The following is a 13,558-nucleotide window of genomic DNA, read 5'->3' as shown; positions in this document are numbered from 1 at the left end:
AAAGGAGCTAAGCTCCTTTTTTTATTTAATAAAGTACCGTATTCCCGTGTAAAATAATCTTCCGGAAAGTGGTCCCCATAACATATTGGTGTCAAAATAATTCCCGAAGGGATCATCATAAGCGAGGATCGGATTTTTCTGAAAATAGTTGGTGAAATTTTCTGCTCCCACATAGATGTCAAAGTTTTTGGATGCTCCAAATGTTTTGCTTATCTGTGCATTCATCGTAGCATATGCAGGTGAATATTCTTCCAGTTGGTACGGAACCGGATTGGCTGCGGTAGAAGGCAGTCTTTTCTGACCAACTATATTTAGAGTGTAATCAAAATTCCATCCGCTTTCCAGTGCGTATGCCAGATTCATAAAACCTCTGTGTTTAGCCAGTAAGGGTTTACTCAACCTTTGATCTCCGTAGTCGGTCTGAACATCCAGTAAGCGGTAAGCCATTCGGGTTTCGAATCTGGGTGCCGGCATAAATCTGAGTTCGGCTTGTAAGCTGTTAGAGTAAGATTTACCGGTAAGATTGTAAAAAGCAATTTCTCTTGGGTTCTCATAGTCCACGACTACCTGATTCTGGAAGTGGTTGGAAAAGAGTTCCATCGATGCTGTCGCTTCTCTTCCAAACATACGGAAGGTCTGATCCACGCTGAGTCCGGTATTCCAGGAGACTTCCGGACGGAGGCCATATGCTTTATCAAAACGATCTTCGGACCGGATCACCAAGGCCCGGCTACTTGCAAATACAGACATGTTTTCTGCAAAGATATTCGCTGTGCGCTGTCCTCTTCCGGAGCTTAACCGTAATGTCGTACCTGTGACAGGTTGATACCGCAGTTGTACACGAGGTGTTCCAAACCATCCATACAGAGAATTGTAATCGGCTCTCATACCTAGTATAGCATCGAATTTTTCATTCGGACTGTACGTGTATTCTCCAAAGGCTCCCGATACGACTTCTTTGCGAAAGTAACGGTCTATGCCGGCAAGTGTCTCGTCTACATTGTCATAGGTAAGTGTCAGTCCTGTCCGGTATTTATGAGCTACAGTACCTATAATATCCTGATAAATCAGATTTGCATAACCGTTTTTTTGTTCGGCATTGTAGGTGCGTGTTCCGAAATAATTTTTTTGATCGTAGTATGTTCCCGAAAGCTGCAGACCTATACTGCGGTGAGTATTGCCTTCAAATACATATCCTATCTTCGCAAAACCTTCGTATCGGTTAATGTCAAATCCCAATCCATACCTGGTTGTGCTGAGCTTATCTGTTTTTTCATCAAAATCAATTTGTCCTCCGGTACGGTCATCCTTTAAATATTTGATTCCGAATTGTGCAATAAGTCCTTTTCCATTCTGATAGGTCCATCTGTTGACTCCTGAAAATACATTCCCTGCAGGCAGGTCACGAAAGCCGTTATTACTGAAGTTCATTCCTTTATTATACATAAAGTTGTCATGCAGCAACAGTCCTACGGACCAGTTGTCACTGATTTTTTGAGACAGATTCAGGTTCAGATCTGTACGGCCCATATTGTTGGCATAGGCGTTGAAGTATAGCTTTTCTGAATTTTGAGGTTTCTTCAATTCTACGTTGATCTGTCCGGCCATACTTTCGTATCCGTTTACTACAGAACCTATTCCCTTACTGATCTGTATGGACTCAATCCAGGGACCTGCAATACTGTTCAGTCCGAGTGGAGTCGCTAATCCGCGGGGACCGGGAAGACTTTCTACGGTAAGTTGTGTGTAAATACCACTCAGCCCCAGCATTTGAATCTGTTTACTCCCTGTTACAGCATCATTGCTGACCACATCTACAGTCGCATTGGTTTCAAAACTTTCACTCAGATCACAACAGGCAGCTTTAAACAATTCTCTGGAAGTAAGTACTTCCACACGTGCAGGATTCATGTTGGATACATAGCTTGTCTTGCGCGAACGGGATACAACGACTTCAGCGAGCACATTTTCTTTTGCATGTATCACCAGAACCTTATTCAGGTCAGTCACCGATATCGTGTCAGATTTCATTCCGGCAAATGAAATAATAAGGTTTGTCAGTCCTTTTTCATGTCTGATCTTAAAAACTCCGTTTTCATTGGTTAATGTCTGACTGTCCTTTTTCTCCAGCCATCTTACATTTACCGATGGGATAGGTGTAAGTGTTCCGTTTTTACTTTCCTCTACAACTACTCCCATTACTTCGTCTTTGCCCTTGCCTGCCACCGATACATTTTCGGCACTGTTGTCTGCCTGCAGACGGTCGTGTTTACAGCATTCATGCAGATTTTGATAGGCTTCATCGTTTGCTCTTACCCCCTCTGTATCGTGTCCAACCTCTGCAATGTTTTTCTTGATCTGTTCGAGTTTGACTTTGGAAGAGTCATATGTAGTGGTCAGTATGCCGGTATTTATATCCCAGACAGCTGACTTTACACCATCTTTATGGGCTGCAGTTTCTATTCTCTTTTTACACATAGCACAGTTTCCGGCTACTGCAAACGTAATTGTACTGTCACGGCCAACGACAGAACCTGCCTTTGCAACGGATACAACTGCTATCGGAGCTGGTTCGAGACGTTCATATTTACAACACTCATGAAGACTGTCATAGACTTTGTCATCTGCTTTTACTTCTTCCGTATCATGTCCTGCAGCGGCGATATTCTGCTTGATCTGCAACAATTTTATTTTGGAGCTGTCGTACTGAAGGGAGACTATGCCGGTGCTTTCATCCCAGGTCGCCTGTTGTACTCCTTTTGTAAGGGCTGCCTTTTCGATTCTTTTCTTACACATTCCGCAGTTACCGCTTACTTTGAAAGTCGCTGTACTGTCTTGTTTATAGCCAGACAATTCCGGCTCTGCAATTGGGGGCGGAGCAGCTTGTGTCCGCTCATACTTACAGCATTGGTGAAGATTATCGTAAGCCTTTTGATCTGCTTTTATACCATCTGTGTCATGACCGGCCTCTGCAATATGCTGCTTGATACTGTTTAGTCTGACCTTCGAGGGGTTAAATGTTACCGTAATTGCTTCGTTGGCTTTAGTCCAGGATGCCTGATGTACTCCGGCTGCAATGGCGGCTTTTTCAATTCTTTTTTTACACATTCCACAGTTTCCTTTTACTTTAAAAGTAACGGTGGTATCCTGCTTGCCTGTCTGTGCGTATACAGGCAACGTTACCATTGCACATAGCAACAGTAGTATGTTGAATACTTTCATTTTTTAATCATTAATTGTACTTATAAAATACAGGAGCTCTTTTCTGTGTCAGAGACCTGTTTAATATGGAGATACAATGAATGCTAAATCCGGAAATTACAATGGAGGAGATAACTGTCCTGTTGTCGGACAAGTGCTGTGGAATTGGTCTGCGCAATTTGATGCTCGATTGCCAGCTCTTCAAAAATATTGAAATTATAAACCCATAATAATGTAATTATTGATGGTGTAAATAAATTGAAATTTTTGATTTGATTATTGTTGGAGTAATAGTTGTCTGAAGCCTTTTCCAGATCAACAACTACATCTTTGCACACATGCTTTTTGTCCGGTTTGGCATCTGTATGGCAAGAGCCGCTCTTCTTGGATGCTTCGGACGGTGCTTTCTTAGTGCAAAGAGGGCAATTTTTGTGTGATGACTTGTCAGCGACGGAAATAATATGTTCCTGATCATTACCACAAATATGGAAATAAAAGGCTGCCCCACTCGTGGTTAACGAGTAAATCAATAATAATACGGCAGCAATCCATTTTCGCATAAGTTACAAATATAATAAAAAAATCATAAATCTGTCTTAAATCCAATGATATAACAAAAAAGTTATCTGTATACTGACTTATCCCAATTCTTTCCTAAATTGAAATATAATTTTGTAGTATTAAATAATTAATGTAAAAAAACAGGCTATGAAAAAGATCATTTTAACATTGGCAGTAGTATGTGGTATGCAATTTGCATTTGCACAGGATATTAAAGAAGCTCAGGTACCGGCAGTAATCCTGAATACGTATAAGCAAAATTTTAAAAGTGCTAAATTCAGTGACTGGGAGATCAAATCAAATGGTATGTATGAAGTAGAGTTCAAGACAAGTCTGACAGGTAAAGATCATACAGCATTGTTTACTCCTGAAGGAAAACTTTATCAGCATAAGCAGGAATTAGCTACTAAAGATCTTCCGGCCGCTGTGACTGCTTCCATTAAAAAAGACTTTAAAGGATATCGCATTGATGATGTAGATCGTATTGATCAGCAAGGTAAAGTAACCTATAAGGTGAGCCTGAAAAGTAATGCACAGGATTACGATGTGGTATTCGGGGCAAACGGTTCTGTAATCAGTAAAAAATTGGATTAACCGGTTTACAGATATATAAAATAATAATATGAGAAAATTAATAATTGCACCTCTGTTGGTCATGTTGACTGTCTTTGTGTCTTGTGATAAGGATGAGGTCATGGATCCTACTAAATTGCCGGCCAAAGTACAGGATTATATAGCTGCACATTTTTCAGATGCACATATCAGTCGGGTAGAACAGGATAAAGGTGATAGTAATTCGTATTACGAGGTCTATTTATCAACAGGTTATGAGTTGGATTTTAACAAATCCGGAGATGTCTATGGTATTGACGGTAATACAAAAAGACTTCCTGATTCGGTTGTTCCTGAAAAGTTATCCACATATGTTTCTGCGAATTATAAGAATTTCTTTGTTGTAAAATGGGAATTGGATCGATTAGAGCAAGAAATAAAGCTTAATAACGGAGTAGAGCTGGTATTTGACCTTAACGGAGAGTTTAAAAATGTGGATAAATAGCGTCGGCTGATTTTTGTGATTTTTTTGTGTCTTGTTTATATTAGTTATAACATTGAATATAAACCAAAACGCAAACCTAAAATTGAACTGTAATGGAACAATTGATCACAAACCCTACTGTCCTGTTTATATGCACAGCGCTTTTACTAAGCTCAGCAGTTGCTTTATATAAGGTATATTCTAAATTAATCAAAAGAGTATAATCAGGTATTAAAATAAGAAAAGCCCGATCCGGGCTTTTCTTTTATGCTTTCATATCTTTTATAAAACCGGGGATTTTTTCCATGTAGTTTTCCTGCGCCAGTAGTTTAACAAAAGCACTCCCTACTATAGCTCCGTCTGTAATAGATGTTGTTCGCAGAAATGCTTCTCTGGAAGAAATACCAAATCCAACAATAAGCGGATGTTCCAGTTCCAGCTCTTTGATACGGCTGAAATATGCAGCTGTTTCATCTCCCACATTAAGGTTATTGCCTGTCACGGCATTTGAAGATAAAAGATAGATAAAACTGGTTGATAGTTTGTCTATTTTGCGGATACGTTCGTCCGAGGTTTGTGGTGTTACCAAAAACACATTGCTGATACCGTATTTTTTAAATATATCCTGATACAGTTCTTCGTACTCATACATCGGAAGGTCAGGGATAATGACTCCTGTAATACCAGCTTCCTGACAAGATCTGCAGAAGTTTTCGACGCCGTATTGCAGTACCGGATTAACATAACCCATCAGAAATACAGGTATAGTCACCCGATCTCTTAGTGTACGCAGCTGTTCAAAGAGCTTATGCAGTGTCATTCCGTTTTTCAGAGCTTCTTCTGAGCTGTGCTGGATCACGGGACCGTCTGCCACAGGATCTGAGTAAGGGAAGCCTATTTCCAGAAAATCTGCTCCTGATTTTTCCAGCGCTTCCGCTATTTCTATTGTACTGTCCAGCGAAGGATATCCGGCTGTAAAGTAGATAGAAAGTAATGGTTTGTCTTTTATAGCAGGGAATGTGTATTTTTTCTCGTTCATAATTTAAAATCCAAAGTATTTCATATAATTATCCAGATCCTTATCGCCACGTCCTGACAGGCATATTACTACTGTTTCAGATCCATCAAAACTCATCTTTTCCAGATGAGCAAGTGCGTGTGAACTTTCGATGGCAGGAATGATACCTTCCAGTCGGGTTAGCTGAAGTCCGGCCTGCATAGCCTCTTCATCCGTTGCGCTTACATACTGTCCGCGTCCGCTTTTGAATAACCAGGCATGCTGCGGCCCTATACCAGGATAATCGAGACCTGCAGAGATGGAATATGGTTCGATTACCTGTCCGTCTTCTGTTTGCATTAATATGGATCGGCTGCCGTGTAATACGCCTTCTTTACCTAAAACCGTGGTCGCGGCTGTTTCTCCTGAATCGACTCCATGTCCTGCGGCTTCTACTGCTATGATCTTCACATCTTCTTCATCCAGATAATGGTAAAACATGCCCGCTGCATTGGATCCTCCGCCTACACAGGCCAATACATAATCCGGATTGGATCTACCTGTTTTTTCCTTTAGTTGTCTTTTTGTTTCTTCTGATATGACAGACTGGAATTTGGCAACCATATCCGGATATGGGTGTGGCCCAACTACTGATCCGATAATATAATGTGTATCTACGGGATTGTTGATCCAGTCTCTCAGCGCTTCATTGGTTGCATCTTTCAACGTACGGCTTCCTGATTTTGCTGCTACTACCTGCGCACCCATCATTTTCATACGGGCCACATTAGGTGCCTGACGCTCTATATCCACTTCGCCCATATATACGACACATTCCAGTCCTTTGAGTGCACATACTGTAGCTGTAGCTACCCCGTGCTGTCCGGCTCCGGTCTCGGCAATAATTCTCTTTTTACCTAAGCGCTCAGCCAGTAAAATCTGGCCGATTGTATTGTTAATCTTATGTGCACCTGTATGATTCAGGTCTTCTCTTTTCAGATAGATATTGGCACCATATTTTTCTGAAAGACGTTTTGCCAGATAAAGAGGAGATGGCCTTCCTACATAATCACGAAGTAAAGACTGGAATTCTTCCTGAAAACTTTTCTCCTTAATAATGTTGAGATATTGTTGACGTAGTTCTTCTACATTTGGATAAAGCATTTCTGGAATATAGGCACCGCCAAAGGGACCGTAATATCCTTTTTCGTTAACTTGATATTTGCTCATTTTTAATTGTTTTCACTACTTGTTTTAATAATTCTGTTTTTTTCAATCCCGGTTCTGACTCAAATTTTGAATTCAGATCGATGGCGTATAGCCTTTTGTCAGTTGTCAGAAGAGCATTGTTGATATTATCAGGACCTAACCCACCACTCAGAAAGAAGGGTTTCTGCAAGGTGTAATTCTGTAGAATAGCCCAATCAAATGTTTTTCCCGTACCTCCATGCTGATCACTTTTCGTATCAAAAAGAAAATAGTCCGTAACTTCTGTGTATTCGTTAAGGATCTTCCAGTCAAAATTGCTGTCAATGCCAAATGCTTTGATGACAAATACTCCCGATGCTTTTATCTCTTCACACAGTTCCGGAGATTCTGTGCCATGTAATTGTACTCCATGAAGTCCATAGGTCCGGATCTTATTTTTGATGGTCTCAGCAGAAGCATTTACAAATACGCCTACACGTTGTATGCGATCAGGCAGCTCAACGTCAGAGGCAGACAGATCTGTCACATAACGCTTTGATCCTTCATAAAAAATAAAGCCCATAAAATCGATATTCAGCAGACCTGTTTCCCGGATATTCTCCGGGTCTTTCATGCCACAGATTTTGATTTTTACCGGATGATTCATTAGTTTATTAATTTTTTGAAAGAGGACAGAGCTTTCTTACCTAACAGCGATTCTTCAGCTTCATAATAGCAGTCCGCAAATGCTCTGTCGGGATTAAATGTTTTGATGGCAATAGCAGCGTTGCTCAATACTACATTCTGTTGAATGTCATTTCCTTCTCCGTTGAGGATATCCATAAAGATTTTACCGGCCTCTTCTACGGTATCTCCACCGGAGATCGCTTCCGGATGGATAGGTTCGAATCCAAGCTGAGCTACCGTATAATAATGCTCTCCTTTATTGTCTATTACTTTGAAGTCGCCGGTAAGGGAGATTTCATCATAACCATCTAAAGCATGCAGTATAGCGTATTGTTTGTTTGTATGTTGGTAGAGATAAGCGTACAATCTGGCCAGTTCAAGACTGAATACACCTACGGACTGAAACTGCGGATTGGCCGGATTAGTCAATGGACCCAGCATATTGAAGAATGTTTTGACTCCCAATGCCCGTCGGATAGGAGCCACTGTTTTCATTGCCGGATGGAAGAGCGGGGCATGCAGAAAGCAAATATTGGCTTCGTCTAACTGTCTTCGGATTTCGCCTTCATCATTTGTGAAGCTATAGCCCAGATACTCCATAACATTGGAAGAGCCGCATCCTGATGAAACACCTATGTTGCCATGTTTGGCGACCTGATATCCTGCTCCCGCTACAACAAAGGAAGCTAAAGTCGAGATATTAAATGTATTCTTACCGTCTCCTCCCGTACCGCAAAGATCAATAAGCCGGTAAGCACTCAGATCGAGTTTTTTGCACAGGTCATACATGGCATCCCGGAATCCGGCAAGTTCCTCTACACGTATGCTGCGCATTCCGTATGCTGTCATGAAGGCTGCGACCTGATGTGTGTCATATTTTCCTTCTGTAATATTGATCAATATGTCGTAAGCCTCTTTGCGGGTGAAGGCTTTGTATTCAAATAAATGTGCTAATATCTCTTTCATACGGGGTTTAAACAAAAAAAGGCTTACCTAAAAAGGCAAGCCCACTATTCTTTGATATGTAAATAATTCAAGCAATAGACAGTTGCCACAACATTATCTGTTGTGCCACCACCATGCTTTATTTACACTTGTTGATTTCATTTTTATTATCGTTATGACAAATATGATGCATTGTTTCTAAAAAAACAACTTTTTGTTGGAAAAAAAATAAACGTTTTTGTCAAATATGCTAATAAGTGACAAAATGTGCCGTTCTGTTTCCTTTTGATACGAGGGTAAAGGATGCTATTTTTCCGTTTTCCAGATACAAGGCAACGACTTGTCGTCCTTTGTATTTCAGAAAATACATGCTGTTGACGTCTAATCCTTCAGGGTCTATATCCCGGGTTTCTTTTTTAGGAATCTGATTCCAGTTGAGGTATTCAATTTCGTTGATATTCTTGTTCTGAATATTAAGTCTTACTTCATCCAGACTGACGACCAGATAATCCAGATAATCGTCATCTACTTCTTTATTGACGGTGACATACTGACTCAGCAATACATCTGTGGCAATGCTGTCTACAGACAAATCGTGGACAAACTTACGTATGTAGGGGAGATCTTTATCGGGGGATTGTGCAAGGCCTAGAAATGGAATAATCCAAAATAAACCAAGTGCAAAAATGTATTTTCGCATAACAGATATTTAGTAATTTGACTCGTAAAAACGCCAAAAGATTAGTCAGCCAAATAAAAACGCCTTAATTAGATTAAGGCGTTTTTATGATTCGTTAATATTCGTCTTCATTGAAAAAGAAGTCATCTTTGGTTGGATAATCCGGCCAAATTTCTTCGATATTCTCATACGGTTCACCGTCGTCTTCTAAGGCTTGGAGATTCTCTATAACTTCTACAGGGGCTCCTGAACGGATAGCATAGTCAATTAATTCATCCTTAGTTGCTGGCCATGGGGCATCTTCGAGGTGCGAAGCTAATTCTAATGTCCAATACATATATCTGATAATTTAAAATTTCGTTTTTTGGCAAAAGTAATATTTAATTTGACTTATCCAAGTCTTTCCTTTGTAATTTATTTTTTTTGTGGTAACAAGTTTGTTATTTTGGCGCATTTCACTCCCTCATTCAAAGTCAAATGTTTTCAAAATCAGAGCCTTTAGCATTCAATGCAGCCAATCTCGGTGATACAGATTTAATATTGGTATTCGGGTAGTCATCTTCAATCAATCCGTCCCGCATACGTACGATACGGTGGGCGTGTTGCGCAATATCCTCTTCATGGGTGACCAGAATAATGGTGTTGCCTTTTGCGTGTATATCTTCCAGCAGACCCATGATCTCAATAGATGTCTTGGTATCTAAGTTTCCTGTAGGTTCATCGGCCAGTATAATGGAGGGATCGTTGATCAACGCACGGGCTACTGCCACACGTTGACGCTGTCCTCCGGAGAGTTCATTTGGTTTGTGATCGGTACGATGTTCCAGCCCTACACTTGTCAGCGTAGCCAAAGCTTTTTCATCTCTGACTTTTTTGGATTTACCGGCATAGATCAGGGGAAGGGCTACATTTTCCAAAGCCGTAGACTTGGGAAGCAGGTTGAATGTCTGGAAAACGAAACCAATTTCCTTGTTACGTACTTCAGCCAGCTCGTTCTCTGTCATCTGACTGACATTGATGCCGTTTAATACATATTCTCCTTTTGATGGTGTATCCAGACAACCCAGTATATTCATTAATGTAGATTTTCCGGATCCCGAAGGGCCCATCAGTGCAACAAATTCTCCCTTTTTTATGGAAAGAGAAACTGAATTAAGCGCATGAATGGTTTCTGAACCAATAATGTATTTTCTACCTATATCTGTTATCTGAATGAGGGTGTTATCTGCCATCTGGGACCTGTTTATTGGTCAAAAGTTACGATAATTTCTTTATTTCCCAATAAGATTTCATCTTTTCGTAGATCAATTCCTGAAAATCTTCGAGATTTTCTTCTGTATATCCTTCCGGACTCACGGGAGATAATACGGTGGAATATATTTTCCCGGGTTTGGAACCATTCCTTCTTCCGTCATCCCAGAAGATATCCCATGCATTGTGGATAACGATGGGTATAATCGGGATATTATTTTCTATTGCCATACGGAATGGCCCTGATTTGAATTTATGCAGTACAGGAGGGTAGGAGTCATCAATACGTCCTTCCGGAAAAATAACTATGGACTTGCCTACCTGCAAGTTTTGGGTCGCTTTTTTAAACGCTCTGAATGAGGCAATTTTACTTTTGCGGTCCACCGGAATATCTATGGTCTTAAAAAATATCCGTGTTACGGGATTTTTAAGTAATTCGGCTTTTCCAAGAAAGGAAAAAGATTGATGGCAGATATGGCTGAGGGTAGTAATGTCTAATACGGAGGTGTGATTGGCACATAGAATATACGTTTTGCTCCAGTCGATAGGAGCTTCATATAGGGTTTTGAATCGTATTCCGACACAATAGGCACTCAGCAGACTGATCCACTTGCGGCAACAGGCTATCTGATGATAATATTTGAGTGGTTTTCGGGTAAAGAAATAAAGAACCGGGAAAAACAGAATGAAGAAAAACAGAACAGAACTAAAATAACAAATCCGGTGGGCTTTTTTCCATATTCTAACCATGGAACCAAATATAATGAAGGATTTATTGTTAAACAAGAGTAAAACACCTTAACAAATCAAAGATTAACTTTAATATTGTTAAGGTGCAGTTATTTTACTTGCTTAATTCAGCATAATATTTGTGAAACAGAGGAATGGTAGAGATACCCATCAGGTAATTTTCAATTCCGTATTTTTCATTAGGAGAGTGAAGGTTGTCACTGTCCAGGCCAAAACCAAGCAATACCGTTTTGATGCCGAGGACATCTTCAAAAAGTGCTACAATAGGAATAGAACCACCGCCACGGGTAGGGATAGGTTTTACTCCAAAAGTATCATTCAGTGCTTTTTCAGCAGCTTTATAGGCAACACTGTCTGTAGGAGTCACCACTGGCTCACCTCCGTGATGAGGTTTTACTTCTACTTTTACATAATCCGGAGCAATGGCTTCAAAGTGTTTTTTAAACAGATCGGTAATGCGTTGAGAATTTTGATTGGGTACCAGACGCATAGAGATTTTGGCAAATGCTTTTGAAGGAAGTACTGTTTTCGCTCCCTCTCCGATATATCCGCCCCAGATTCCGTTTACTTCCAGAGTAGGACGGATGCCGGTACGTTCAATAGTTGTATATCCTTTTTCTCCCCAAAGCTCTTCTACTCCAAGGTCTTTTTTGTATTCTTCGATCTCAAAAGGAGCTTCGTTTAGAGCTTTACGTTCTTCTGCTGTCAGTTCGATTACATCATCATAGAATCCGGGGATAGCAATATGATTGTTTTCGTCATGCAGGGAGGCGATCAGTTTGGATAGAATAGTAGCCGGATTCGCCACTGCTCCTCCGTATACACCGGAGTGAAGGTCACGATTAGGACCTGTTACTTCCACTTCTACATAAGAAAGTCCTCTTAATCCTGTTTCTAATGAAGGTTGTTTCATGCTGATCATAGATGTATCAGAAATAACGATAACATCTGCTTTCAGTTTATCTTTGTTTTCTTTAACAAAGGTGCCCAGATTTTTCGATCCTACCTCTTCTTCACCTTCGATCATAAATTTAATATTGCATGCCAATGCATTATTTTTCATCATGTATTCGAAAGCTTTGACGTGCATGTAAAACTGACCTTTGTCATCTGCAGAACCACGGGCATAGATTTTACCATCACGCACAGTAGGCTCAAACGGAGGAGTCTCCCAGAGTTCGTAGGGGTCTGCAGGCTGCACGTCATAGTGGCCATAAGTCAATACAGTAGGTAATGACGGATCGATGATTTTCTCACCATATACAATAGGATTGCCTGCAGTAGGGCATACTTCTACCTGATCTGCACCGGCATCACGCAATTTTTGAGCAACAAATTCAGCTGTTTTTTCCACATCACCTTTGAATTTAGGATCCGCACTGACCGAAGGAAGTCTTAGCAAATCAAACAATTCGTCAAGAAAACGCTGCTTATTTGCTTCTACATATTCTTTTATATTTTGCATAACATGAATGTATTTGCTCCAAAATTACGTAAACTATTGGTTATTGGAAACCCGCAGCTAAAGATTGTCTGTCAAATTCAGAGGTGATATATGTATTGGAAATTTCTAAATGATAACGCTTTTTTACTGATGTGTTTTTAAAGTTTGAATTAATTATATGTGTCTTTTGTAAACTTTGACTTACTTTTTTGAAAGAATTGATTTGATGTTGTCATGAATAATCATTAATTATTATATTAGTATCTACACTGATTTAAGCCATGTCTAACCAAACCTTGATTTCGATACTGGAATTTGAGCAGATATTTGAAAAATGGAATAAAAAGGTTTATCAATACGCATTGCGTAAAACGTCTTCCCCGTTTATAGCGGAGGAAACGGTACAACGTGTGTTTATAAAGCTTTGGGACAACCTTTTTCATAAAAATGTTGCTGTCGACATCGAGGCGCAGGTCTTTTGTATTGCACGTACGACGTTGCTGGACATCGTGAAAGAAGAACGAAAAAGGCAGCTGATCATGGATATGCAGCCGGCGGAGGATAAGGTGCTTACACCGTCAGAGCTGTACCGGCTGAAGGAGATGAATGCCACTTACAAACGGGCAGTGGAACGCATGCCTGCTTCCAGAAGAGAAGTTTTTCTGTTAAGCAGGTTGGAAAACTTAAGCTATAAAGAGATCGCTCATCGCTTGTCTATTTCACCCAAGACTGTTGAAAATCATATTGCCTTAGCTCTGAAGGCATTGAAAAAGACCCTATTCATTTTGTTCATTTTATTTTTTTTAAAATAGTTTTGGG

The 13,558-nt window shown here is 40.2% G+C and carries 14 protein-coding genes; 3 read left to right on the top strand and 11 right to left on the bottom strand.

Going from position 1 to position 13,558, the window contains the following annotated elements; genetic code table 11:
- Window positions 1–21: 21 nt before the first annotated feature.
- Window positions 22–3,222 carry a cation transporter gene (locus I6J03_RS05005; RefSeq protein ID WP_003012303.1) on the bottom strand — a complete coding sequence of 1,067 codons (3,201 nt, stop codon included), beginning with the start codon at window positions 3,220–3,222 and terminating at the stop codon, window positions 22–24.
- Window positions 3,223–3,305: 83 nt separating this feature from the next.
- Window positions 3,306–3,761, bottom strand: a complete 456-nt coding sequence (locus I6J03_RS05000) for a hypothetical protein (RefSeq protein WP_003012305.1) — start codon at window positions 3,759–3,761, stop codon at window positions 3,306–3,308.
- A gap of 148 nt (window positions 3,762–3,909) precedes the next feature.
- Between I6J03_RS05000 and I6J03_RS04995 the strand changes: the two genes are divergently transcribed.
- The gene (locus tag I6J03_RS04995) at window positions 3,910–4,356 is read left to right on the top strand and encodes a PepSY-like domain-containing protein (RefSeq protein WP_003012307.1); all 447 of its coding nucleotides are present in this window, start codon (window positions 3,910–3,912) and stop codon (window positions 4,354–4,356) included.
- Between the two features lie 28 nt (window positions 4,357–4,384).
- Complete coding sequence (locus I6J03_RS04990; RefSeq protein WP_003012308.1) at window positions 4,385–4,819, top strand: PepSY-like domain-containing protein; 435 nt, start codon at window positions 4,385–4,387, stop codon at window positions 4,817–4,819.
- Between the two features lie 244 nt (window positions 4,820–5,063).
- On the opposite strand, the gene trpA is transcribed toward I6J03_RS04990, so the two are convergent.
- The 9 genes from trpA to I6J03_RS04945 form a co-directional block, all read right to left on the bottom strand.
- Entirely contained in the window at window positions 5,064–5,837 is a 774-nt protein-coding gene (trpA, locus tag I6J03_RS04985; protein ID WP_003012310.1) for a tryptophan synthase subunit alpha, read from the bottom strand.
- A gap of 3 nt (window positions 5,838–5,840) precedes the next feature.
- A complete protein-coding gene (gene trpB / locus I6J03_RS04980; protein WP_003012312.1) occupies window positions 5,841–7,025 on the bottom strand; it encodes a tryptophan synthase subunit beta in 1,185 nt (394 codons plus the stop codon).
- Window positions 7,006–7,650: a phosphoribosylanthranilate isomerase gene (locus tag I6J03_RS04975; RefSeq protein ID WP_003012314.1), complete on the bottom strand. Its 645-nt coding sequence runs from the start codon at window positions 7,648–7,650 to the stop codon at window positions 7,006–7,008. The genes trpB and I6J03_RS04975 overlap by 20 nt, the downstream gene beginning before the upstream one ends.
- Complete coding sequence (gene trpD, locus I6J03_RS04970; protein ID WP_003012316.1) at window positions 7,650–8,636, bottom strand: anthranilate phosphoribosyltransferase; 987 nt, start codon at window positions 8,634–8,636, stop codon at window positions 7,650–7,652. The genes I6J03_RS04975 and trpD overlap by 1 nt, the downstream gene beginning before the upstream one ends.
- A 229-nt stretch (window positions 8,637–8,865) precedes the next feature.
- Entirely contained in the window at window positions 8,866–9,315 is a 450-nt protein-coding gene (locus I6J03_RS04965) for a hypothetical protein (protein ID WP_003012319.1), read from the bottom strand.
- A gap of 94 nt (window positions 9,316–9,409) precedes the next feature.
- A complete protein-coding gene (locus I6J03_RS04960; protein ID WP_002996718.1) occupies window positions 9,410–9,631 on the bottom strand; it encodes a DUF2795 domain-containing protein in 222 nt (73 codons plus the stop codon).
- A gap of 136 nt (window positions 9,632–9,767) precedes the next feature.
- Entirely contained in the window at window positions 9,768–10,526 is a 759-nt protein-coding gene (locus tag I6J03_RS04955; RefSeq protein ID WP_002996703.1) for an ABC transporter ATP-binding protein, read from the bottom strand.
- Window positions 10,527–10,551: 25 nt separating this feature from the next.
- Window positions 10,552–11,295, bottom strand: coding sequence for a lysophospholipid acyltransferase family protein (locus I6J03_RS04950; RefSeq protein WP_003012321.1), 744 nt, complete (start codon window positions 11,293–11,295; stop codon window positions 10,552–10,554).
- A 94-nt stretch (window positions 11,296–11,389) separates the two neighbouring features.
- Entirely contained in the window at window positions 11,390–12,760 is a 1,371-nt protein-coding gene (locus I6J03_RS04945; protein WP_002996697.1) for a dipeptidase, read from the bottom strand.
- Between the two features lie 260 nt (window positions 12,761–13,020).
- Between I6J03_RS04945 and I6J03_RS04940 the strand changes: the two genes are divergently transcribed.
- Complete coding sequence (locus I6J03_RS04940; RefSeq protein ID WP_003012323.1) at window positions 13,021–13,551, top strand: sigma-70 family RNA polymerase sigma factor; 531 nt, start codon at window positions 13,021–13,023, stop codon at window positions 13,549–13,551.
- Window positions 13,552–13,558 lie beyond the last annotated feature (7 nt).

It is taken from the genome of Sphingobacterium spiritivorum (assembly GCF_016724845.1).
Classification (GTDB): Bacteria; Bacteroidota; Bacteroidia; order Sphingobacteriales; family Sphingobacteriaceae; genus Sphingobacterium; species Sphingobacterium spiritivorum_A.
The sequence above is the reverse complement of the archived record's forward strand: the minus strand, read 5'-3'. Positions and strand labels throughout refer to the sequence as shown.

What these genes read in the sequence shown, in the direction of transcription:
- I6J03_RS04990 (WP_003012308.1), top strand. Translation starts at nt 4,385, where the DNA reads ATGAGAAAATTAATAATTGCACCTCTGTTGGTCATGTTGACTGTCTTT.
- I6J03_RS04940 (WP_003012323.1), top strand. Translation starts at nt 13,021, where the DNA reads ATGTCTAACCAAACCTTGATTTCGATACTGGAATTTGAGCAGATATTT.
- I6J03_RS04995 (WP_003012307.1), top strand. Translation starts at nt 3,910, where the DNA reads ATGAAAAAGATCATTTTAACATTGGCAGTAGTATGTGGTATGCAATTT.
- trpA (WP_003012310.1), bottom strand. Translation starts at nt 5,837, where the DNA reads ATGAACGAGAAAAAATACACATTCCCTGCTATAAAAGACAAACCATTA.
- I6J03_RS05005 (WP_003012303.1), bottom strand. Translation starts at nt 3,222, where the DNA reads ATGAAAGTATTCAACATACTACTGTTGCTATGTGCAATGGTAACGTTG.
- I6J03_RS04975 (WP_003012314.1), bottom strand. Translation starts at nt 7,650, where the DNA reads ATGAATCATCCGGTAAAAATCAAAATCTGTGGCATGAAAGACCCGGAG.
- trpD (WP_003012316.1), bottom strand. Translation starts at nt 8,636, where the DNA reads ATGAAAGAGATATTAGCACATTTATTTGAATACAAAGCCTTCACCCGC.
- I6J03_RS05000 (WP_003012305.1), bottom strand. Translation starts at nt 3,761, where the DNA reads ATGCGAAAATGGATTGCTGCCGTATTATTATTGATTTACTCGTTAACC.
- I6J03_RS04950 (WP_003012321.1), bottom strand. Translation starts at nt 11,295, where the DNA reads ATGGTTAGAATATGGAAAAAAGCCCACCGGATTTGTTATTTTAGTTCT.
- I6J03_RS04965 (WP_003012319.1), bottom strand. Translation starts at nt 9,315, where the DNA reads ATGCGAAAATACATTTTTGCACTTGGTTTATTTTGGATTATTCCATTT.
- trpB (WP_003012312.1), bottom strand. Translation starts at nt 7,025, where the DNA reads ATGAGCAAATATCAAGTTAACGAAAAAGGATATTACGGTCCCTTTGGC.
- I6J03_RS04960 (WP_002996718.1), bottom strand. Translation starts at nt 9,631, where the DNA reads ATGTATTGGACATTAGAATTAGCTTCGCACCTCGAAGATGCCCCATGG.
- I6J03_RS04945 (WP_002996697.1), bottom strand. Translation starts at nt 12,760, where the DNA reads ATGCAAAATATAAAAGAATATGTAGAAGCAAATAAGCAGCGTTTTCTT.
- I6J03_RS04955 (WP_002996703.1), bottom strand. Translation starts at nt 10,526, where the DNA reads ATGGCAGATAACACCCTCATTCAGATAACAGATATAGGTAGAAAATAC.